Genomic DNA, 19,199 nt, shown 5'->3' on the forward strand with positions numbered 1-19,199 from the left:
CATGAAAGGGTCGTTCATGTCGTCTGACGAGGTGAACGACCCGTTCATGACATGCGGGCGACCGGATCGGCCGCGCTGACCTGACTTTGCCCGGACCTTGCCGGGACGGGTGGGCTGTCCGGCGGGGTCTGGGGCTGGCCGCAGCGAAGCCCGAGTGTCTTGAATGACTCATTTCAGTCGTCGGTGTCCCCTGGGGGACGTCCTGCCCGGGGTGAAAAGCGGGTGTGATCCTCTGTCGAGGTCATGTGTCCTTGGTACTAGTCCAAGGCCGTCATTCAGCCTGAACCCGGGAGCTGCAGAGTGTCCTGCACTGTTGCTTCGAGCCCGCGAGTCCGGCTTCGTTCCGAAACTCATCGCACCCCGGGCGACCACACCTGTCCCTGACCCAACTACCTGACCACACGCCCCACCCGCGACCGGTCTACGAACCACCGCACCACCCATCACGCCCACCCCGGCGGACCCAGCGCCCACCGGGGCAGACTTGCGCGCCACTCACCTGCCGAATTTTCGAGTCAGGACCTCCGAAGACCTGAATGACTCATTCAAGACCTCGGCGGAGCCGCCGCCGACCACGCCGCCGCGACTTTGCCGGAACCCTGCCAGGACCGGTCGGGTCTGAGGTGCTGGCGCTCAACCCTCCGTGAACCAGTCCGGGCCCGGCACCGGCCGTTCGCACTTCCACCCGGTCGCGGCCATCAGCTTGCCCGAAACCACCCGCTGCGACCGCCCCATCGGTTCCGCCAGCGGGATCCGCGAAACCAGCCACTTCGGCAACGCCCGAGCCCGCCGCACTCCAGCCGCCTCGGCCATCGCCGCTCCCAAGGAGGCCTTCGTCACCGGCGGCGCACCCACGTTGTAAACCCCCGATGGCGCGTCCAACGCCGCCACCGCCGCCGCGGCCGCGTCGGACGGGTGGATCGCCGTCGTCCAATCCGAACGCGATCCCATGATCAACGGTGCTCCGCGGCGAGCCGCCGCCAGCAGGGCCGACGTCATCGCGTCCGTCCCCAGCAGCGTCCCGATCCGCAACCGCACCACCGTGCGGTCCGTCAGTGACGCCACGTTCGCGTGCGCCGTCACCGAGGAAGCCGTCACCCCCGTCGGCCGCAGCGGTGCGTCCTCCGCCAAAGGAGCCGCACCCCCGTCCGCGTACACGAACGAGATCCCCTCCTGGACCACGATCCGCACCTCGTCGACCTGCCGGACCGCCGCCGCCAACGCCGCGCTCCCCGCCACCCGAACCTGATCGTTCGGAGCCCACGCGGACTTACGAGTCATCTTCCGCGGAATCCGCGTCGCCAAGTTCAGCACCGCGTCATGCCCCCGCAACGCCGTGACCAGAGAAGACGTCGAAAACAGATCGCCGACGACCGGCTGCGCGCCCGTCGCGCGCACCGCATCCACCCGCGAAGCGGACCGCGCCAGGCCGCTCACCGAATACCCCGCCGCCAGCAGGCGGGCCACCGCCGGCCGCCCCAGTACGCCCGTTGCCCCGATCACCATCACTCGCTTGCTCATGCGGGCTGGACGAGGCGGCGCACCGAAACGTGACTACCCCACCTCACCCGGGGGCGGCGGCTGGACGTCGACCGGGACGCCCCAGTCCGAATAGCGCGTCGTGATGCGGGCGTCGGAGCCCTGCAGGACCGGGGACAGGTCCAGCACGATCTGCAACGGCCGGTGCGCGTCGTCGAGCCACAGCTCCACCGGGAACTTGCCCAGCCGCCCGGCCGAGTCCGCCGGCAGGCCCGCGGGCAGGTCCGCGCCCAGTCGCGCCAAGTCCAGCTCGACGCGGTAGTGCTCCGCCGTCATCCCGTCCAGCTGCCCGCGCTCCGCCGAGACGATCGAGCCCGCCGTGCGGATCTCGCCCAGTGTGTGCGCCGGGTCGTTCTGGGCCGCCAGCTGGGCCAAGCTGCCGCCGAGCACCTGGGACACCGGGTCGGTGCCGTCCGCCGCGACCGCCACCCACGGCTTGCCCGCGCCGACCTCGTCGCGCGACCCCTCCGGCACCTTCGCGTACAGCTTCCCCGCCACCTGCCGCAGCTCCATCGGCTCGCCGATGAAGTCGGTCGTCAGCACCTGCGCCGTCCCGTCCGCGCCGAACCGCGCGTGCCCCTGGCTCTTGGACCGGACCTGGCCGACCGCGACGTCCGTGCCGAACTTCGCCGAGCCGCCGCTCTGGGTCGCCGCCGTGGCGGCGTCGGCCAGCGCCCGCGCGTCGGCGAACGCGGGTGGCGGTGACGGCGGCCCGGAGCAGCCGGTGAGCAGGACGAGCAGCAGCACGACGGCGGCTTTGCGCATGACGCAACAAAAACACAGCGGCTCCCCCGAACCCGTTCGGGGGAGCCGCTTTTACTCAGAGTCTCAGCGACCGGCCTTCTTCATCAGCTCGCCGAGGTCGACGACCTGGTCGGCCGGCGGAGCCGTCACGTCGACCGTGGTGCCCCAGTCGCTGTACTTCATCGTGAACTTCGCGTCCCCGGCCGGCGCGCCCAGCGCCTGCATCATCGGGCCCTGGTCCATGGTGACCTGCACCGGCAGGTTGTCCTTGTTCAGCCACAGCTCGGCCGGGATCTTGACGTCCTTGCCCTTGAGCATCTCGGTCAGCTTGTCGCGCGAGGCCGCCGGGAGCGAACCGGTGAACTGGTCGACCGCCTTGGCGACGTCCAGCTCGACCTTGTAGTGGTTGACCTTCTCGCCGTTCAGCTCGGTCTGGTCGGACGAGATGATCCGGCCGGTCTTCGAGATTTGGTCGAGCATCTTGCTCGGGTCGCTCTGCTCGGCCGACTGCGACAGCGAGCTGCCGAGCGCCTGCGAGATCGGGTCGTCGCCGTCGGCCGAGATCTTGGCCCACGTCTTGTCGGTGCCCATCTGCTTCTGCTGGTCGGCGGGCAGCTTGATGTACATGACCTTGTCGACCATGCGCATCTCGGTGGTCTCGCCGGCCGCGGTGCTGGTCATCGAGAACTTCGTGTTCGCGCCGTCCATGGCCATCGCGCCGGTCGCGCTGATGGTCTGGCCGGCGGCGGCGCCTTCCATGGTGAACTTCGCCGACTTGGACTTCTCGGTGCCCTGCTTGGACGCGGAGGCCAGCTGGATCGCGTCGGTGAACGGCGAAGCGAGGCCGCTGCCGCCCTCGGCCTGGGTCTGGCTGCCGGCGGCGGCCGGCTGGGCGGTGCCGGAGTTGCCACTGCACGCCGTCAGCGTCAGCGCCAGCACGGCGGCGCTCGCGGCGACCAGGGTGGTCTTGCGCATCGAATTCCCCTCAGAGTCGGATGGTCCGCTCGGCTTATCGCCCGAACGGGCGAATAATTACATCTCTGACGGTGACGATCCGCAGTCGGTTCCCGGTTGTCTCACGACTCTGTGGCGCGGGTCACTTCGTGGCCGCCGCGAGAGGCCAGGAGGCGCCGCAGCGACGCGAGTCTTTCCGTGCTCGCCCGGCCCTCGGTGACGACGTCGTCGAGCGCGCAGTCCGGGTCCTCGGGCGGTCCGAGGTGCCCGCAGCCCGACGGGCACTCTTCGGCGGCCGCGGCGAACTCTTCGAAGGCGTCGACGATGTCGTCCGCGGTGACGTGGGCCAGCCCGAACGACCGCACGCCGGGCGTGTCGATCACCCAGCCGCCGTCCGGCAGCGGCAGCGCGACCGCCGCGACGGACGTGTGGCGTCCCTTGCCGACCGCGCTCACCACGCCGGTGGCCAGGTCGGCCGTCGGGACCAGGCGGTTGACCAATGTCGACTTGCCGACACCGGAGTGGCCGACCAGGGCCGTCACGCGGTCTTTCAGCAGCTCGTCGAGGCCTTCGGGCTCTTCGTCGTAGCGGCTGACGATCACCGGGATGTCGAGGCCCGCGTACCCCGCCAGGAGCTCGTCCGGGCTGGCCAGATCGGCCTTCGTCAAGCACAGGACCGGTTCGACGCCGCCCGCGTAGCAGGCGACGACGCAGCGGTCGATGAAGCCGGTGCGCGGCGGCGGGTCGGCGAGCGCGGTGACGATCAGCAAGCGCTCGGCGTTGGCGACGACCAGCCGTTCGTACGGGTCGGTGTCGTCGGCCGTGCGCAGCAGCGAGCTGGTCCGGTCGTCCACGCGGATGATGCGCGCGAGGGTGTCCGGCTTGCCCGAGACGTCGCCGACGATGCCGACCCGGTCGCCGACGACCACCGGGGTGCGGCCCAGCTCACGGGCCCGCATCGCGGTGACGACCTGCTGCGGATCGGCGTCGACCGCGCAGGTCCAGCGGCCGCGGTCCTTGCCGATGACCATGGCGGTGACGGCGTCGGCGTGCTCGGGACGGCGCTTGCTGCGGGGGCGGGTGCCCTTGCCCGGACGCACGCGGACGTCGGACTCGTCCAGCTTGCTCCAGTCGTTGCGCGCCAAACCCTCGTCCTCTCGTGCGCCGGTGCCACCCGAATGATCCCACGTCGCTCGCCAGCGCCCTGGCCTGCGTGTAACGATGACTCATCCGGCAAGAGGAGGCGCTCATGTGCGGCCGTTACGCCGCCACGAAGGACCCGGCGAAGCTGATCGAAGAGTTCGAGGCCATCGACCTCACCGAGGGGCACGCGCGGGCCGACCACAACGTCGCGCCGACGAAGAACGTGGTCACCGTCGTGCAGCGGCACCCGCGTGACGAAGACGGTCAGGTCCTCGAGGACGAGCCCGCCGAGCGCTCGCTGCGGATGATGAAGTGGGGCCTGGTGCCGTTCTGGGCGAAGGATCCGTCGGTCGGCTCGCGGATGATCAACACGCGCGCCGAGACGGCGGCCGAGAAGCCCGCTTTCCGCCGCGCGCTGGTGTCCCGCCGCTGCCTGGTGCCCGCCGACGGCTGGTTCGAGTGGCGCCGCACCGGCAAGGAGAAGGAGCCGTTCTACATGACGGAGCCGGACGGCTCCTCGATCGCCTTCGGCGGGATCTGGGAGACCTGGCGGCCGAAGGACGACGACAACGCGTCGCCGCTGATCACGTTCTCGATCATCACGACCGACGCGGCGGGCCAGCTCACCGACATCCACCACCGGATGCCGCTGATCGTGCCTCGCGCGCACTGGGACGGCTGGCTGGACCCGGACCGCGAAGACGTCAAGGACCTGCTGGTCCCGACGCCGGACGACATCGTCGAGTCGTTGGAGCTGCGGCCGATCTCGACGTTGGTCAACAACGTCCGCAACAACGGGCCCGAGCTGCTGGAGCGCGTCGAGCCGGCGAACGAAGACGCTCTGTTCGACGTGCCGAAGTCATGACGGCCGTCTCCGTCGATACAGCGTATGGCCCCGCGCGGGTGTATCTGCACTGCGCGGAGGAGGGCGACGCGGTGCTGATGCTGGGTCACGGCGCGGGCGGCGGCCTCGCGGCGAAGGACCTGGTGGCGGTGACGCGCGCGGCCCAGGCGGCGGGCGTGCACGTGGCGCTGGTCGAGCAGCCGTACCGGGTGGCGGGCCGCCGGGCGCCGGCCCCGGCGAACCAGCTGGACACGGCGTGGCTGACGGTCGCCGACGAGCTGTCGGAGCGCTTCGACCAGCTGCCGCTGGTGTTCGGCGGGCGGTCGTCGGGGGCGCGAGTGGCCTGCCGGACGGCTTCGGCCGGGCAGGCGGTGGCGGTGTTGTGCCTGGCGTTCCCGGAGCACCCGCCGGGCAAGCCGGAGAAGACGCGGCAGCCGGAGCTGGACGCGGTCGAGGTGCCGGTTCTGGTGGTGCAGGGGGAGCGCGACCCGTTCGGCCGGCCGAAGGCGGGGCCGCACCACGAGATCGTGCTGGTCGACGGGGACCACAGCCTGTCGAAGGACCTGGAGACGGTTTCGCGGGCGGCGACCGAGTGGTTGTCCCGGGTGCTGCGCCCGCTGGCCTGAGCTGGCGGCCGGTCGACGAGCAGTCGGTCAGGCCGCGATCGGCGCCACCACCGCACCGGTCAACCGGATCAGGTCCGCCGGCGCCAGTTCCACTTCGAGACCCCGTCGCCCCGCCGAACAGAACACCGTCTCGAACGAAGACGCCGTCTCGTCGATCACCACCGGGAGCCTGCTCCGGTGACCCAGCGGCGAGATCCCGCCCAGCACGTACCCCGTCGACCGCTGGGCCGCCGCCGGGTCCGCCATCTTGGCCTTCTTGCCGCCCGCCGCGACCGCCAGCGCCTTCAGGTCCAGCTGGCCCGTGACCGGGACCACGCCCACCACCAGCCGGCCGTCCACCTCCGCGACCAGCGTCTTGAACACCCGGCCGCGGTCCAGGCCCAGCGCCTCCACCGCCTCCAGCCCGTACGACTCCGCGCGCGGGTCGTGGTCGTACGCGTGCAGCGTGTGCGCCACCTTCTGCTTCCCCAGCAACGCCGTTGCCGGGGTGCCCTTGCCTGCCATGCGGCGGAGTCTAGGGAATGCCCGCGTGACCCGATCGGTTGTACGGGGCGTGACCACAACGCTCGCTACCACACGCTCTCGCAGCCGCCGCCGCCCTGAGGCACCGGCGAACCGCGGTGTGCCCGGCCCCCGCGTAAACTCGGGTCCGCCGTATGCGCGTACGCGCATCGACGCCGAGCGGGAAGGGAACGGTTTGCCGAGCACGCAGAACTCAGCGCCGGAAGAAGCGACCGAGGCCGAGCGCGCCGAGCGCTTCGAGCGGGACGCCATGCCGCTGCTCGACCAGCTGTACTCGGCCGCGATGCGGATGACCCGCAACCCCGCCGATGCCGAGGACCTGGTCCAGGAGACCTACCTGAAGGCGTACGCGGCTTTCGCCTCCTTCAAGGCGGGCACGAACCTCAAGGCGTGGATGTACCGCATCCTCACCAACACCTACATCAACGGCTACCGCAAGCGGCAGCGGCAGCCGGTGCAGCAGCCCACCGAGGAGATCACCGACTGGCAGATCGCCAAGGCGGAGAGCCACACCTCCAGCGGGCTGCGCTCGGCCGAGGTCGAGGCGATGGACAACCTGCCCGACACCGACGTCAAGGCCGCCCTGCAGAAGCTGCCCGAGGAGTTCCGGCTGGCCGTCTACCTGGCCGACGTCGAGGGCTTCGCGTACAAGGAGATCGCCGAGATCATGGACACGCCCATCGGCACCGTGATGTCCCGCCTGCACCGCGGCCGCGCGCAGCTGCGCGACCTGCTCGCCGACGTCGCCCGGGAGCGCGGCTTCATCCGGGGTGCCAAGGAAGAGGTGGCGGGGCGATGAACGACATGTGCGAGGGCGCGTCCGACAAGGTCCGCTGCGAAGAGGCGCTCGCCGACATCTACCTGCTCCTCGACCGCGAGTGCAGCCCGGAGCGCGACGCCGCGCTGCGCGCCCACATCGAGGACTGCCCGCCGTGCCTCGAGGAGTACGGCATCGACGAGCACATCAAGCAGCTGCTGGCCCGCAAGTGCGGCGGCGACCACGCCCCGGCCGAGCTGAAGAGCCGGTTGCGCGCGTCGATCCGCCAGACCGTCGCCACGCGCGGCGGCGTCAGCGTGGAACGCACCGAGATCACCCTCGAGCAGCGTTCCGAATAGCGCCCGAGCACCACGAAGGCCCCCACACCGCGGCGTGGGGGCCTTCGTCATGCCGACGCCGGGAATCAGGCGTTGGGCTTCTTGCCGTGGTTCGCGCCGTTCTTCTTCCGGTCGCGACGCTTGCGGGCGCGCTTCGACATGTTCACTCCTCGTCGTCAAAGCTGGTCAACCTCTCAAGTGTGTCATGACGTCCCGTTCTGGTTGGATGGGGTGGTCGGGCGAGCGCGAGGAGGGTGTCGATGGCGGAGATCAGGGCCGAGATGGTCGGCACCGTGCTCGAAGTCGTCGCGGAGCCGGGCGCCGCGCTGAACGCCGGGGACACCGTGCTGATCCTGGAGTCGATGAAGATGGAGCTGCCCGCCGTGAGCGCGCGGGCCGGCACGCTGACCAGCCTCGCCGTGGCGAAGGGTGACCGGGTCCAGCAGGGTGACGTCCTCGGGACGGTCGAGTAACCCGTGTCCACGCTCGCCGAACTGCTCGCCGACAACACCGGCCTCCCCGGGGAGGCGGCGGACCACCTGCAGACCGTCGTCGCCGAGTGGCAGCTGCTGGCTGACCTGTCCTTCGCCGACTTCCTGCTCTGGGTCCCGGTGACCGAGGAGCTGCAGCCGGACGGCGGCGACTTCGTCTGCGTCGCGCACGCCCGCCCGACGACGGCGCCGACCGCGCACCCCGAGGACGTCGTCGGCACCCGGTTCACGGTGGAGGAGCACCCGCAGCTGGCGAAGGCCATGCGCGAGGTGCGGATCTGCCGCGAAGAGGACCCGCACTGGTACCGCGACCTGCCGATGCGCCGCGAGGCGATCCCGGTGCGCTTCCACGACCAGGTCATCGCCGTGATGAGCCGCGAGACGAACCTGGCCGCGCCGCGCGTGCCGTCGCCGCTGGAGATCGCGTACCTGGGCAGCGCCGGCGACCTGTGCCAGATGATCGTCGACGGCACGTTCCCGCCGAACGGCAGCAACGCGACGGACACGCACACGTCGCCGCGGGTGGGTGACGGCCTGATCCGGCTCGACTCGAGCGGCACGGTCGTGTTCGCCAGCCCGAACGGGTTGTCCGCCTACCACCGGATGGGGCACGAGTCCGACCTGGTCGGGACGCGCTTGGCGCCGCTGACGCGGTCGCTGATCCGCGACCCGTTCGACGCGACCGAGGTGTCCCACCGGATCATCGAGGCCCTCGACGGCAAGCCGTCGAGCCGCACCGAGGCCGACTCGCGGCGCGGCGCGGTGGTGCTGTTCCGCGCGCTGCCGCTGCGGCCGGCCGGGCAGGCGGCGGGGGCGCTGGTGCTGGTCCGCGACGTCACCGAGGTCAAGCGCCGCGACCGTGCGCTGCTGTCGAAGGACGCGACGATCCGCGAGATCCACCACCGGGTGAAGAACAACCTGCAGACGGTGGCGGCGCTGCTGCGCCTGCAGTCCCGCCGGACGTCGTCGGAGGAGGCGCGGCTCGCGCTGGCGGAGTCGGTGCGCCGGGTGACGTCGATCGCGCTGGTGCACGAGGCGCTGTCCATCTCGGTGGACGAGCGCGTCGACCTCGACAAGCTGCTCGACAACGTGCTGCCGATGGTCGGCGAGGTCGCCACGGCGGAGTCGCAGGTCGGACTGACCCGGAAGGGCTCGTTCGGGGTGGTGGTCGCGGAGATCGCGACGCCACTGGTGATGGTCCTGGCCGAGCTGGTGCAGAACGCCATCGAGCACGCGTTCCCGGCGGGCCGGTCGGGCAAGGTCGAGCTGGTCGTGGAGCGTTCGGCGCGTTGGCTGGACGTCGTGATCCGCGACAACGGGCGCGGCCTGCCGGCGGGGTTCTCGCTGGAGCGGTCGGACGGGCTGGGCCTACAGATCGTGCGGACGCTGGTGGAGTCCGAGCTGCGGGGCTCGCTTTCGCTGCGGAAGGTGCGGACGGAGGCGTCGTCGACCCGGGTGACGGGAACGGAAGCCGCGCTGCGCATCCCGCTGTCGCGGCGGCTCTAGCTCCGCCGCGGTTCGGCATCCCGGCTGTGGACCGTCGCGTTTAGACTGCAACGCCGCTGGGCACATCCGGTGCGGCGGAAGCGATCGGGTGCGGGTCGCGGAGGGCGAACACGCTGAAGGCCCGGCACCTGGTGCGTGGTGCCGGGCCGTTCAACGTTTGCGGAAGGACTTGAAGTCCTCGTGAGGTTTCAGCACACCCGTCGTCAGGTGGTTTCACCTCGGTTGTTAAGCTCGAACCGGGTAGGTATCGCCCCAGACGACGTGAGCACAACAGTGCTCCGCCGGGAGAATTCCGCTGCGGTTCCGGTACTGCGGGGAAACTGTGTTGATCTAAAAGAACGTCAGGCGTTGGTACGCGTGCCGATGTGCGTACGGCGGCGCTTGAGCGCGCGTCGCTCGTCCTCGCTCATGCCGCCCCACACGCCGGCGTCCTGGCCGCTGGCCAGAGCCCAGGCCAAGCAGTCGGAAGCGACGGTGCAGCGGTGGCACACGGCCTTCGCCTGAGCTACCTGCGACAGAGCGGGCCCGCTGGTTCCCACCGGGAAGAACAGCTCGGGGTCCTCGTCTCGGCAGGCCGCGTCGTGGCGCCAGTCCATGTTCGTGAGCTCCTTCACATGGCGCGGGAGGGCCGCGCCACAGTCGTCAATGGCGGTCGTGTTCTTGGGTGCTTGTGAATGCTTTCACGAAGCACCGCTTTCGACAAGGGTTTCCGGAAGATCGGTGAGTCAGCTCACCCGGCCGAGCGACGCGTCTGACCTGCGGTTTCTCTCCGAAACAGCCACCCGAAGGGAAGGCTGATGCGGTGAGTGGAGCTTCTGCGTCGACGAACGGCAGATTGCACTTTGCCGCAGGCGATCAGCGGTCCCGTCGTCACACGATTACCGTGAGTGCGTTCGGGACGCTGAAGAACTCGACCCTGGTCCGCTGGCCGACGAGGTCGCCGTCCACCTGGAAGTTTACCGGTTCAGCTGCGTCGATGCGGATCATCGGCACGTCGTCGTGACGCACGAGACGTTTGCCCTTTTGGTTGCTCTTCGTAGCCAAAGCGCGGCGTACATGCTTGAACACCGTCGGCAACCCGAGACCGTTCAGCGCGAACAGGCCCAATCCCGTCTCGAACGAGCAACCCGGGTTGAGGTGGACCGGACGCTCGCCCAGGTAGCTCCACGGATCGGTGTTCGACACGAAAGCGGTCAGCGCTTCGGTGGGTTCCTCGCCCGGCACGCGGATGGTGAGGGCGGGCCGGCCCAGCGGCGGCCGGAAGTAGGAGCGGACGGCGGCGCGCAGGTAGAGGCCGGCGGTCGTCTGCTTGCCGCGGCGCTTGGCCACGCGGCCGACGACGTCGGCGTCCCAGCCGAGCCCGGAGTTGAAGGTGAACCAGTGGCCGTCGGCCAGGCCGAGCCCGACCCGGCGCGAGCGGTCGTTCTCCAGCGCGTGCAGCAGCTGGTGGGTGGCTTCGACGGGGTCGGAAGAGATGCCGAGGGCGCGCGCGAAGACGTTGGCCGAGCCGCCGGGCACGACACCCAGCGCCGGGACGCGCCCGATCTGGGTCGGGTCACCATCCGAATCGGCCAGCAGGCCGTTGACGACCTCGTTGACCGTGCCGTCGCCGCCGTGCGCCACGACCAGGTCGATCCCGTCGCGCGCGGCCGAGCGCGCGACAGCCATCGCGTGGCCGCGGTAGTCCGTCTCGACCACGTCGAGCTTCACCTGGCTGGCCAGTGCGTGCGCCAGGACGTCCCGGCCACCGGCGGTGGTCGAGGTGGCCTGGGGGTTCACGACGAGGATTGCGCGCACCACCGCAGGGTAGGTGACTTCCGGCGGCCCGAGAACCTTCCGGACCCGCATGGTGACGGGCGCAACCCTGACGAACAGCACCTTCGAGACCCTGTGCCGGGCGGCCCTCCTTCACGTGCGAGTGTCCGCTCGTCGTGACAAGTGCACCCGGGCCGACCGCCCGCTCATCGACGACTCCTGAATTCTCAGCGCCCGGGCGGTCCCGCGAAAACGGCCGACCGGGTGGCATACGATCGAATCAGCTCACGCACGGTGACCCGCCCTGGTCGAGTCCACTGTGCTCCCGCAAAGGACCCCCGGAAGGCCCCGCCGTGAAGCTCTCGCCCGCTCCCCGTGAGGTCCGGCTGGCCGGTGTGGTCACCGCGGTGCCGTCGCTCGCCCTGCTGGTGTTCGGGGTGGTCGTGCTCGTGAACGGACTGGGCTCGCCCGCGCAGCCGGGCAACAACGTCTACGTCGAGTCGGGCACCTTCATCGTGGTGGCGCTGGCGTTCCTGGCCGCGTCGGCGGGGCTGGTCCTCGGCCAGACGTGGGCGCGCTCGCCGGGTGTGGTGATCGCGCTGATCGTGATCGGCCTCGGCTGGTACCTGCTCGGCCCGTCGGGCGAGCCGGTGTGGGGCGTGCCGGTCGCGTTGTTCGGCATCGTGGCGCTGGTGCTGCTGTTCCGCGCGCCGTCGCGGGCCTGGGCGCTGGGCCTGCGCGAAGGCGAGACGGAGACGGAAGCCGCCGAACGCGGCGGCCTCGCCGGCCGCCGCGCCGAGCGCGAAGGGCACGAAGAGGACTAAGCCTGGGCAGCCAAGGCGCGAAGGGGCTCGTCGGTGAGCCGGTTGACCGTCCACTCGTCCATCGGGACCGCGCCGAGCGCCTTGTAGAACTCCGTCGCCGGGTTCCAGTCCAGCACTGACCACTCGAGCCGCGCGTAGCCCTTCTCGACGCACTCCGCCGCCAGCGCGGCCAGCAGGGCCTTGCCCAGGCCGGACCCGCGGTGCGACGGCAGGACGAACAGGTCCTCCAGGTAGATCCCGTGCACCCCGCGCCAGGTCGAGTAGTTGAGGAACCACACCGCGAAGCCGGCGATCTCGCCGTCCACTTCGGCCACGTGCCCGAACAGCTTCGGTGCCTCGCCGAACAGCGCCTCGTGCAGCTGCGGGGCCGTCAGGTGGCACTCGTCCGGGGCGCGCTCGTAGTCGGCCAGCGCGTACGCCAGGCCGACGGCGGCCTCGACGTCGTCGGGGCGGATCCGGCGGATGCGGTCGTCGGGCACTTCAGTCCTCCAGGGCGGGCGGCAGGTTGAGGTGTTCGATCTGCGGTTCGCCGCGCTCGTCGCCGAGCACCGCGATGCCGGCCGCGTCGAGTCCGAAGTGGACGCCGGACGTCGCGGGCAGGCCGAGCCAGCGGGCCACCAGCACGCGGCTGAAGTGCCCGTGCCCGACCAGGATCACGTCGCCGGCTTCGATGTCCTTCCGGGCGCGCGTCAGCACGCGGTCCGCGCGGTCGGACACCTGCGAAGCGCTTTCGCCGCCCGGGATCGGGTGGGTCCAGACCGTCCAGCCCGGTACGGTTTCGCGGATCTGCGGCGTGGTGACGCCTTCGTATTCGCCGTAGTCCCACTCGCCGAGGTCCTCGGTGACCTCGTCGACGCGCAGGCCGGCCAGCGCGGCCGTCCGCAGCGCCCGGGTCCGCGGGCTCGACAGCACCAGCGACGGCCCGCCGACCAGGCTCCGGAGCGTGCCGCCGGCGGCCAGCGCCTGCCCCTCGCCGGCCGGCGTCAGCGGGATGTCGGTGCGGCCGGTGTGCCGCCCGTTCACCGACCATTCGGTCTGGCCGTGCCGGAGGAGGAAGAGACGGTTCGCCACACGGGCGAATATATCCGGCGGTTTGCCCGGCGGCCGGTCGTCTGCTTAGCTACTGAACAGTAGCTTAGTTCAAGGAGACGCCGATGCCCGAGACGCCGACGTTCGCGCTGTGGCACAAGCTGGCCGCGAAGCCGGGTGGGAAACAGCTGTTCAGTGCCGCGATGTGCGTGCGCGTGCCGTACTTCCGCACGGTGCTGCCGTCGGTGCGCGAGCTGCGGCCCGGCCACTGCGAGGTGACCGCACCGAAGTGGTGGGGTGTCCACAACCACATCCGCACGTTCCACGCGATCGCCGCGTGCAACCTCGCCGAGATCGCGATGGGCATGCTCGCCGAGGCGACCGTCCCGTCCACGCACCGCTGGCTGCCGAAGGGGATGAACGTCCAGTACGTCGCCAAGGCCGAGACGGGCCTGCGGGCCGTGGCCGCGCTGCCCGAGCTGCCGGAGTTCGGCGACGAGGGCTTCGAGCTGCCCGTCCTGGTGACCATTTCGGACACGAACGGCAAGTCCGTGGTCACCGGGACGATCACGATCTGGGTGACGCCCAAGAAGCGTTAGAGCGGCTTGTACTGCACGTACGTCGTCTGGTGGAACGTGTTCTCGCCGGACGGCGACGGCAGGCCCAGCCGCCGGTCGACGAGCTCGCCGAGCGGACCGCACCCGGTGGTCGCGGGTACGGCCAGATCCGGGTCCACGACACCGAAGTGCATGGTCGGCGGGTTTTTGGAGAGGACGGTCGGCGGCACCGCGGGGTCGTCGTGGACGACCGTGTGCAGCACGCCGATCCGGCAGTCCTTGCGCAGCAACGGGTGCCGCAGCACCGCGTAGACGTCCAGTTCGCCGCGCCGCTCGTCGTTGCCCTGGAAGTCCGAGTACCCGCCGTAGCGCAGCTGGAGCGTCGTGCCCGCCAGGCCGGGGACCCGCACCGGCTCGTGCCGCAGCGCGCCGAACACCTGCGCGTACTGGCCGTTCACCTTGCCTTCGCTGAAGGTCAGCCGCATCTCCCCGAGCGGGACCTCCCGGTCGTGGATGGTCAGTTTTCCTTGCGAGACAAAGGCTTCGCAGCGCCACGTGCCCGGGTCGGCGTTCGCGGGCGGTGCCGGGCAGTCGGTGAAGTCGAAGGCCGGCAGCTCGTCCGCGGACGCCGTCCCGGGCACGACCCCCAGTGCGGCCACGGCGGCCGCGGCCGCCCCAAGCGCGAGAAGTTTCATGCCGGTGAGCTTGCTCGCGACGCCGGTCGCGGACATCCGGGATCGCCCCCAGGGGAAGGCCGGAATTTCCCTCGACTGGGTGAAACACGTTCTGAATAGTTAACGCCGTTTACTCAGATCGGGCATGCTCGGGCCCATGTCTGCCTTCTCCCGCCGCCGGTTCCTCGGCCTCGCCGCCCTGAACTCCGCCGCCGCCCTCGGGCTGACCACGGTCTCGACGCGGCCCGCGGCCGCGTCCCCGCTCCCGGAGTACGCGCCGGCAGTGGTCATCGGCACCGGCTACGGCGCCGCCGTCACGGCGTTGCGGCTCGGTGAGGCCGGGATCCCGACGCTGATGCTCGAGATGGGCAAGCTGTGGACCACGCCCGGCGCCGACGGCAAGGTCTTCTGCTCGATGCTCGCGCCGGACGAGCGGGCGATGTGGTTCAAGGACCGCACGGAGGCGCCGCTCGCGTCGTTCCTCTGGCTCGACCTGGCCAACCGCGACATCAAGCGGCACGCCGGCGTGCTCGACCGCGTGAACTTCGGCGACATGGCGGTGTACCTCGGCCGCGGCGTCGGCGGCGGGTCGCTGGTCAACGGCGCGATGGCGGTGACGCCGAAGCGGTCGTACTTCGAGGAGATCCTGCCGCGCGTCGACGCCGGCGAGATGTACGGCAAGTACTTCCCGCGGGCGAACGCGGAACTCGGCGTGAACGTCGTCGACCCGGACTGGTTCGAGACGTGCCGGTCGTACCAGTACGCGCGCGTCTCGCGGAAGGCCGCGCGCAAGGCCGGCTTCGACACGACTTTCGTATCCACTGTATACAACATGGACTACCTGCGCCGCGAAGAAGCGGGGAAGGTCCCGCGCTCGGCGGCCGCGTCCGAGGTCATCTACGGCAACAACCACGGGAAGCGCTCGCTCGACCAGTCCTACCTGGCCGCCGCGCTCGGCACCGGCAACGTGACCATCGAGACCCTGCGGGAGGTCCGCGAGATCCTCCGCCGGCCCGACGGGACGTACACGCTGGTCGTCCGCGAGATCGACGAGCACGGCACCGTCCTGGGTACCCGGCACGTGAACACGAAGTACCTGTTCCTCGGCGCGGGCAGCGTCGGCTCGACGGAACTGCTGGTGCGCGCCCGCGAGACCGGGCGGCTCCCGGAGCTGAACGAGGCGATCGGACAGGGCTGGGGGACGAACGGGAACGTCATGTGCGGCCGCGCGAACCACGTCTGGGACACCACCGGCAGCCTGCAGTCGGGCATGCCCGCGCTCGGCATCGACAACTGGGCCGACCCGGTGCACCCCGCGTTCGCGGAGATCGCGCCGGTGCCCGCCGGCCTCGAGACGTGGGTCAGCCTGTACCTGGCGATCACGAAGAACCCCGAACGCGGGCACTTCACCTACGACGCCGCGAGCGACTCGGCGAAGCTGCACTGGACGGCTTCGCAGGGGCAGCCGTCCATCGACGCCGCGAAGGCGCTGTTCGACAAGATCAATCGCGCGAACAAGACGATCTACCGCTACGACCTGTTCGGCGATACGCGCACGTTCGAGAACCGCTTCACCTACCACCCGCTGGGCGGCCTGGTGCTCGGCGAGGCGACCGACGACTACGGCCGGGTGAAGGGCTACCGCAACCTGTACGTCACGGACGGCTCGCTCATCCCGGGCAGCACCGGCGTCAACCCGTTCGTGACGATCACGGCGCTGGCCGAGCGCAACATCGAGCGCGTCCTCGCCGAGGACCTCAAGGGCTGAGCTTCGCGAGCGAGTCGGTGAAGTCGTCGCCGACGCCCTCGAAGAAGGACGCGTCGGCGGCTTCGACGTCCTTCAACGCCTTCGCGACCAGCTCCAGGCCGTCCGCGGTGATCCGGAGACGCTTCGCGCGGGCGTCCGCCGGGTCGTCGGCGCGGGCCAGCAGGCCCCGGTCCGCCAGCTTGCGGACGACCTGGCTGGTCATCATCGTGTCGGTGCCGGCCCGCTCGGCCAGCTGCCGCTGGGTCGGCAGCTCGCCCGAGCGGGTGAGCCACCACGTGGTCGTGAGCAGCACGAACTGGACGTGCGTGAGGTCGTGCGGGGCCAGCGCGGCCCGCATCGCCCGCTGCCAGGCCAGCGTCACGCGCCACAGCAGGAAGCCGGGGCTGCGCTCGGGGCCGGGCAGGCGGGACTCGGGGGCGGTCATACGCGCAAGCTTGCTGGGTCATGCGGGGCTGCGCCCCGGCCGGGGGCTTCGCCACCCGGACCCCCGAAAGATGCCTCGGCCAGCCGCGCCAGCGCGCGCATGGCGTCAGGGGTGTCCTCGGTGACCTGCTCGCCGAACCCCTCGGGTCCGTCGACGGTCACCCGGTAGGTGATCCGCGTGCCGCCGTCGACGTCGGTCAGGACGTGCTCGAACCGCAGGAACGCGTCCGGCAGCCGGGTCTCGTCGGTGAAGCTCCGGCCCTCGGTGACCTCGGTCAGGGTGAACGGGATCGGCGGCATCCCGTCCATCGTCATGGTCCCGCTCGTCCCGGCGGTGAACGTCCCGTCCAGTTCCACCGAGCGGACACCCGCGTCCCACTCGGGCCAGCGGCCGGTGTCGGCCCAGAGCGGCCAGATCGCGGCGGCGGGAGCGGTGGACGTCTCGCTGTGCTCGTACTCGTAAAGTGACATGCGCGCATACTATATGCGCGCAGTTAATATGCGCCAGTGGTGGTGCCGGTGAATCAGTGCGCGGAGCGCAGCTTGTCGTAGTAGGCGACGCAGTCCTGGTACGACGGCAGCAGGCCCTTTTCCAGGGCCTCGGCCAGCGTCGGAGCGTTGCGGTCCTTCTCGGACAGGATCGGCTCGACGTCCGCGGGCCAGGGCAGGCCGAGCGCCGGGTCGAGCGGAGTGATGCCGTGCTCGCCCGCCGGGTTGTACCCCTCGGAGCACAGGTAGGCCATCACCGTGTCGTCCTCGAGGGCGATGAAGCCGTGCCCGAGCCCCTCGGCGAGGTACGCGGCGTTGTACCGGGCCGAGTCGAGCTGGACGGCGTCCCAGGTGCCGAACGTCGGCGAGCCGACGCGGATGTCGACGACGACGTCGAGCAGCGAGCCTCGCGCGCAGTAGATGTACTTCGCCTGACCGGGAGGCGTGTCGGCGAAGTGGATGCCGCGGATCGCGCCCCGCCGGGACACGCTGTGGTTCGCCTGCGCGAGCCGCAGGGGGTGGCCGGTCGCCTCGCGCAGGACCTCCTCCTGGAAGGGGGCGACGAACAGGCCCCGCTCGTCGGGGAACGCCCGGGGGGAGAACTCGAAGGCGTCCGGGACGCTCAGCCGGCGGAATTCCATGGCGTCACCTTATCGGGCGGCTAAAAAACCGAACGGACGTCTTGGCAATTGCCGGAATAGGGGTGCGATGTGACATCAACCGCACCGAGGGGTCCCCTTCCGGACCGGACCTGTCACAATGAGTGGACCGCCGCGTCCGCGGCCATCGCCAGACCCACGGCACCGATGGCCGACGTGACGCCTCGCCGACAGGCCGGCGCTACCGCGCTGGGCTGCCGTGCCGGGATCCCTCACGGTTTCCCCTGCAGACCGTGGTCCCAGCCCGCATGCCCAGGAGAAATTCCAGTGACCCAAGTCCGATCCGCGAGTTCCGTCATTCCCACTGGGGGAATGACGGAAACGACGACAGGAATCCCCATGAGCGACCCCACCGGTGCCGGAGCACCGGTCACCGACGAAGAGATCTTCACCGGGCACGAGGGCGGCAAGCTCTCGGTGGCGGCCACCCGCCCGATTTCCAGCCCGCGTGACCTTTCGATCGCGTACACCCCGGGGGTGGCGAAGGTGAGCCGCGCGATCGCCGAGGACGCCGCCAAGGCCAAGCGGTACACGTGGGCGGACCGGCTCGTCGTCGTGGTGAGCGACGGGACGGCGGTGCTCGGCCTCGGCGACATCGGCGCGAGCGCGTCGCTGCCGGTCATGGAGGGCAAGTCGGTCCTGTTCAAGACCTTCGGCGGGCTCGACTCGATCCCGCTGGTGCTGGACACCACCGACGTCGACGAGATCGTCGAGACGCTGGTGCGGCTGCGGCCGTCCTACGGGGCCGTCAACCTGGAGGACGTCTCCGCGCCGCGGTGCTTCGAGCTGGAGGACAAGCTCAAGGAGGCGCTCGACTGCCCGGTCATGCACGACGACCAGCACGGCACGGCGATCGTCACGCTGGCCGCCCTGCGCGGCGCCAACCTGGTCCTCGACCGGGCGATCGCCGACCAGCGCGTCGTCGTCTCCGGCGCCGGCGCGGCGGGGGTCGCGTGCGCCCGGATCCTGCAGGAGGCCGGCATCGGGGACGTCACCGTCCTCGACTCGCGCGGCATCATCCACTCCGGGCGCGACGGCCTGAACCCGGTCAAGGAACGCCTGGCCGCGACGACGAACAAGGCCGGCCTCAAGGGTGGCCTGGCCGAGGCGCTCGAGGGCGCGGACGTCTTCCTCGGCCTGTCCGGCGCGACGATCGACGAGTCCCTGCTCGGCCGGATGGCGGGCGGCGGCATCGTGTTCGCACTGTCCAACCCGGACCCGGAAGTTCACCCGGACGTGGCCGCGCGGTACGCGTCGATCGTGGCCACCGGGCGCAGCGACTTCCCGAACCAGATCAACAACGTGCTGGCGTTCCCGGGCGTGTTCCGCGGCGCGCTGGACTCCGGCGCGCGGGCGATCACCGAGGGCATGAAGCTGGCGGCCGCCGAGGCGATCGTGTCGGTGGCGATGGACGACCTGGGCCCGGACCGGATCGTCCCCAGCCCGCTCGACCCCCGCGTGGCCCCGGAGGTCGCGGCGGCGGTGGCGAAGGCCGCCGAAGCCGACGGCGTCACAGCCTGACGTTCGCACCCGCAAACGGTGGCGGCACTTTCCCTG

The 19,199-nt window shown here is 70.6% G+C and carries 24 protein-coding genes; 10 read left to right on the plus strand and 14 right to left on the minus strand.

Going from position 1 to position 19,199, the window contains the following annotated elements; translation table 11 throughout:
* Nucleotides 1–633 precede the first annotated feature (633 nt).
* The 4 genes from ABFJ78_RS49940 to rsgA form a co-directional block, all read right to left on the minus strand.
* On the minus strand, nt 634–1,521 hold the full coding sequence (locus ABFJ78_RS49940) for an NAD-dependent epimerase/dehydratase family protein (protein WP_436394664.1): 888 nt from the start codon (nt 1,519–1,521) through the stop codon (nt 634–636).
* Nucleotides 1,522–1,554: 33 nt separating this feature from the next.
* Entirely contained in the window at nt 1,555–2,304 is a 750-nt protein-coding gene (locus tag ABFJ78_RS49945) for a hypothetical protein (RefSeq protein ID WP_436394665.1), read from the minus strand.
* A 63-nt stretch (nt 2,305–2,367) separates the two neighbouring features.
* Entirely contained in the window at nt 2,368–3,258 is an 891-nt protein-coding gene (locus ABFJ78_RS49950; RefSeq protein WP_436394666.1) for a hypothetical protein, read from the minus strand.
* 101 nt (nt 3,259–3,359) lie between these two features.
* Nucleotides 3,360–4,382, minus strand: coding sequence for a ribosome small subunit-dependent GTPase A (rsgA, locus tag ABFJ78_RS49955; protein ID WP_436394667.1), 1,023 nt, complete (start codon nt 4,380–4,382; stop codon nt 3,360–3,362).
* A gap of 104 nt (nt 4,383–4,486) precedes the next feature.
* Between rsgA and ABFJ78_RS49960 the strand changes: the two genes are divergently transcribed.
* Both ABFJ78_RS49960 and ABFJ78_RS49965 read left to right on the plus strand, forming a co-directional pair.
* A complete protein-coding gene (locus ABFJ78_RS49960) occupies nt 4,487–5,245 on the plus strand; it encodes an SOS response-associated peptidase (RefSeq protein ID WP_436394668.1) in 759 nt (252 codons plus the stop codon).
* A complete protein-coding gene (locus ABFJ78_RS49965) occupies nt 5,242–5,850 on the plus strand; it encodes an alpha/beta hydrolase family protein (protein WP_436394669.1) in 609 nt (202 codons plus the stop codon). The genes ABFJ78_RS49960 and ABFJ78_RS49965 overlap by 4 nt, the downstream gene beginning before the upstream one ends.
* Before the next feature lie 27 nt (nt 5,851–5,877).
* Here the strand turns inward: ABFJ78_RS49965 and ybaK are convergent, their stop codons facing one another.
* A complete protein-coding gene (ybaK, locus tag ABFJ78_RS49970; RefSeq protein WP_436394670.1) occupies nt 5,878–6,354 on the minus strand; it encodes a Cys-tRNA(Pro) deacylase in 477 nt (158 codons plus the stop codon).
* A 193-nt stretch (nt 6,355–6,547) separates the two neighbouring features.
* Between ybaK and ABFJ78_RS49975 the strand changes: the two genes are divergently transcribed.
* Together ABFJ78_RS49975 and rsrA are read left to right on the plus strand one after the other, a co-directional pair.
* Nucleotides 6,548–7,171, plus strand: a complete 624-nt coding sequence (locus ABFJ78_RS49975; RefSeq protein ID WP_125312718.1) for a sigma-70 family RNA polymerase sigma factor — start codon at nt 6,548–6,550, stop codon at nt 7,169–7,171.
* Nucleotides 7,168–7,488, plus strand: coding sequence for a mycothiol system anti-sigma-R factor (rsrA, locus tag ABFJ78_RS49980; RefSeq protein ID WP_436394671.1), 321 nt, complete (start codon nt 7,168–7,170; stop codon nt 7,486–7,488). Before ABFJ78_RS49975 ends, rsrA begins: the two co-directional genes overlap by 4 nt.
* Before the next feature lie 65 nt (nt 7,489–7,553).
* Here rsrA and ABFJ78_RS49985 read toward each other — a convergent pair whose 3' ends face one another.
* Entirely contained in the window at nt 7,554–7,628 is a 75-nt protein-coding gene (locus ABFJ78_RS49985) for a 50S ribosomal protein bL37 (protein WP_098515123.1), read from the minus strand.
* 99 nt (nt 7,629–7,727) lie between these two features.
* Between ABFJ78_RS49985 and ABFJ78_RS49990 the strand changes: the two genes are divergently transcribed.
* Together ABFJ78_RS49990 and ABFJ78_RS49995 are read left to right on the plus strand one after the other, a co-directional pair.
* Complete coding sequence (locus ABFJ78_RS49990) at nt 7,728–7,940, plus strand: biotin/lipoyl-binding carrier protein (RefSeq protein WP_436394672.1); 213 nt, start codon at nt 7,728–7,730, stop codon at nt 7,938–7,940.
* Nucleotides 7,941–7,943: 3 nt separating this feature from the next.
* Nucleotides 7,944–9,464 (plus strand): sensor histidine kinase, encoded by a 1,521-nt coding sequence (locus ABFJ78_RS49995; RefSeq protein WP_372663966.1) that lies wholly within the window; start codon nt 7,944–7,946, stop codon nt 9,462–9,464.
* A 341-nt stretch (nt 9,465–9,805) separates the two neighbouring features.
* Here ABFJ78_RS49995 and ABFJ78_RS50000 read toward each other — a convergent pair whose 3' ends face one another.
* Nucleotides 9,806–10,060 carry a WhiB family transcriptional regulator gene (locus tag ABFJ78_RS50000; protein WP_072481920.1) on the minus strand — a complete coding sequence of 85 codons (255 nt, stop codon included), beginning with the start codon at nt 10,058–10,060 and terminating at the stop codon, nt 9,806–9,808.
* 274 nt (nt 10,061–10,334) lie between these two features.
* Nucleotides 10,335–11,261, minus strand: coding sequence for a diacylglycerol/lipid kinase family protein (locus tag ABFJ78_RS50005; protein ID WP_436394673.1), 927 nt, complete (start codon nt 11,259–11,261; stop codon nt 10,335–10,337).
* 311 nt (nt 11,262–11,572) lie between these two features.
* Between ABFJ78_RS50005 and ABFJ78_RS50010 the strand changes: the two genes are divergently transcribed.
* Nucleotides 11,573–12,043 (plus strand): hypothetical protein, encoded by a 471-nt coding sequence (locus tag ABFJ78_RS50010; protein WP_436394674.1) that lies wholly within the window; start codon nt 11,573–11,575, stop codon nt 12,041–12,043.
* Here the strand turns inward: ABFJ78_RS50010 and ABFJ78_RS50015 are convergent.
* Complete coding sequence (locus ABFJ78_RS50015; protein WP_436394675.1) at nt 12,040–12,522, minus strand: N-acetyltransferase family protein; 483 nt, start codon at nt 12,520–12,522, stop codon at nt 12,040–12,042. The two genes, ABFJ78_RS50010 and ABFJ78_RS50015, sit on opposite strands and share 4 nt — an antisense overlap.
* 1 nt (nt 12,523) lies before the next feature.
* Nucleotides 12,524–13,114 (minus strand): acid phosphatase, encoded by a 591-nt coding sequence (locus tag ABFJ78_RS50020; RefSeq protein ID WP_436394676.1) that lies wholly within the window; start codon nt 13,112–13,114, stop codon nt 12,524–12,526.
* A gap of 83 nt (nt 13,115–13,197) precedes the next feature.
* Here ABFJ78_RS50020 and ABFJ78_RS50025 point away from each other — a divergent pair, with 83 nt between their 5' ends.
* On the plus strand, nt 13,198–13,671 hold the full coding sequence (locus tag ABFJ78_RS50025) for a hotdog fold domain-containing protein (RefSeq protein WP_436394677.1): 474 nt from the start codon (nt 13,198–13,200) through the stop codon (nt 13,669–13,671).
* Here the strand turns inward: ABFJ78_RS50025 and ABFJ78_RS50030 are convergent.
* Nucleotides 13,668–14,324, minus strand: coding sequence for a hypothetical protein (locus ABFJ78_RS50030; RefSeq protein ID WP_436394683.1), 657 nt, complete (start codon nt 14,322–14,324; stop codon nt 13,668–13,670). The genes ABFJ78_RS50025 and ABFJ78_RS50030 overlap by 4 nt on opposite strands.
* Nucleotides 14,325–14,460: 136 nt before the next feature.
* Here ABFJ78_RS50030 and ABFJ78_RS50035 point away from each other — a divergent pair, with 136 nt between their 5' ends.
* Nucleotides 14,461–16,071, plus strand: a complete 1,611-nt coding sequence (locus tag ABFJ78_RS50035) for a GMC oxidoreductase (RefSeq protein ID WP_436394678.1) — start codon at nt 14,461–14,463, stop codon at nt 16,069–16,071.
* Here the strand turns inward: ABFJ78_RS50035 and ABFJ78_RS50040 are convergent.
* Genes ABFJ78_RS50040 through ABFJ78_RS50050 form a run of 3 tightly spaced genes read right to left on the minus strand, consistent with a single transcriptional unit; the run spans nt 16,061 to nt 17,624 of the window.
* Nucleotides 16,061–16,495: a MarR family winged helix-turn-helix transcriptional regulator gene (locus ABFJ78_RS50040; protein WP_436394679.1), complete on the minus strand. Its 435-nt coding sequence runs from the start codon at nt 16,493–16,495 to the stop codon at nt 16,061–16,063. The two genes, ABFJ78_RS50035 and ABFJ78_RS50040, sit on opposite strands and share 11 nt — an antisense overlap.
* Complete coding sequence (locus ABFJ78_RS50045) at nt 16,492–16,965, minus strand: SRPBCC family protein (RefSeq protein WP_436394680.1); 474 nt, start codon at nt 16,963–16,965, stop codon at nt 16,492–16,494. Before ABFJ78_RS50045 ends, ABFJ78_RS50040 begins: the two co-directional genes overlap by 4 nt.
* Before the next feature lie 53 nt (nt 16,966–17,018).
* Nucleotides 17,019–17,624 (minus strand): dTDP-4-dehydrorhamnose 3,5-epimerase family protein, encoded by a 606-nt coding sequence (locus ABFJ78_RS50050; protein ID WP_436394681.1) that lies wholly within the window; start codon nt 17,622–17,624, stop codon nt 17,019–17,021.
* A 357-nt stretch (nt 17,625–17,981) separates the two neighbouring features.
* Here ABFJ78_RS50050 and ABFJ78_RS50055 point away from each other — a divergent pair, with 357 nt between their 5' ends.
* Nucleotides 17,982–19,163 carry an NAD(P)-dependent malic enzyme gene (locus tag ABFJ78_RS50055; RefSeq protein ID WP_436394682.1) on the plus strand — a complete coding sequence of 394 codons (1,182 nt, stop codon included), beginning with the start codon at nt 17,982–17,984 and terminating at the stop codon, nt 19,161–19,163.
* Nucleotides 19,164–19,199 lie beyond the last annotated feature (36 nt).

The organism is Amycolatopsis sp. MEPSY49 (assembly GCF_051337345.1).
Taxonomy (GTDB): Bacteria; Actinomycetota; Actinomycetes; order Mycobacteriales; family Pseudonocardiaceae; genus Amycolatopsis.

Bases quoted from the DNA above. Each gene is read 5' to 3' on its own strand.
- ABFJ78_RS49940 (WP_436394664.1), bottom strand. From the start codon at position 1,521: ATGAGCAAGCGAGTGATGGTGATCGGGGCAACGGGCGTACTGGGGCGG.
- ABFJ78_RS49945 (WP_436394665.1), bottom strand. From the start codon at position 2,304: ATGCGCAAAGCCGCCGTCGTGCTGCTGCTCGTCCTGCTCACCGGCTGC.
- ABFJ78_RS49950 (WP_436394666.1), bottom strand. From the start codon at position 3,258: ATGCGCAAGACCACCCTGGTCGCCGCGAGCGCCGCCGTGCTGGCGCTG.
- ABFJ78_RS49960 (WP_436394668.1), top strand. From the start codon at position 4,487: ATGTGCGGCCGTTACGCCGCCACGAAGGACCCGGCGAAGCTGATCGAA.
- ABFJ78_RS49965 (WP_436394669.1), top strand. From the start codon at position 5,242: ATGACGGCCGTCTCCGTCGATACAGCGTATGGCCCCGCGCGGGTGTAT.
- ybaK (WP_436394670.1), bottom strand. From the start codon at position 6,354: ATGGCAGGCAAGGGCACCCCGGCAACGGCGTTGCTGGGGAAGCAGAAG.
- rsrA (WP_436394671.1), top strand. From the start codon at position 7,168: ATGAACGACATGTGCGAGGGCGCGTCCGACAAGGTCCGCTGCGAAGAG.
- ABFJ78_RS49990 (WP_436394672.1), top strand. From the start codon at position 7,728: ATGGCGGAGATCAGGGCCGAGATGGTCGGCACCGTGCTCGAAGTCGTC.
- ABFJ78_RS50000 (WP_072481920.1), bottom strand. From the start codon at position 10,060: ATGGACTGGCGCCACGACGCGGCCTGCCGAGACGAGGACCCCGAGCTG.
- ABFJ78_RS50025 (WP_436394677.1), top strand. From the start codon at position 13,198: ATGCCCGAGACGCCGACGTTCGCGCTGTGGCACAAGCTGGCCGCGAAG.
- ABFJ78_RS50030 (WP_436394683.1), bottom strand. From the start codon at position 14,324: ATGAAACTTCTCGCGCTTGGGGCGGCCGCGGCCGCCGTGGCCGCACTG.
- ABFJ78_RS50035 (WP_436394678.1), top strand. From the start codon at position 14,461: ATGTCTGCCTTCTCCCGCCGCCGGTTCCTCGGCCTCGCCGCCCTGAAC.
- ABFJ78_RS50040 (WP_436394679.1), bottom strand. From the start codon at position 16,495: ATGACCGCCCCCGAGTCCCGCCTGCCCGGCCCCGAGCGCAGCCCCGGC.
- ABFJ78_RS50045 (WP_436394680.1), bottom strand. From the start codon at position 16,965: ATGTCACTTTACGAGTACGAGCACAGCGAGACGTCCACCGCTCCCGCC.
- ABFJ78_RS50050 (WP_436394681.1), bottom strand. From the start codon at position 17,624: ATGGAATTCCGCCGGCTGAGCGTCCCGGACGCCTTCGAGTTCTCCCCC.
- ABFJ78_RS50055 (WP_436394682.1), top strand. From the start codon at position 17,982: ATGAGCGACCCCACCGGTGCCGGAGCACCGGTCACCGACGAAGAGATC.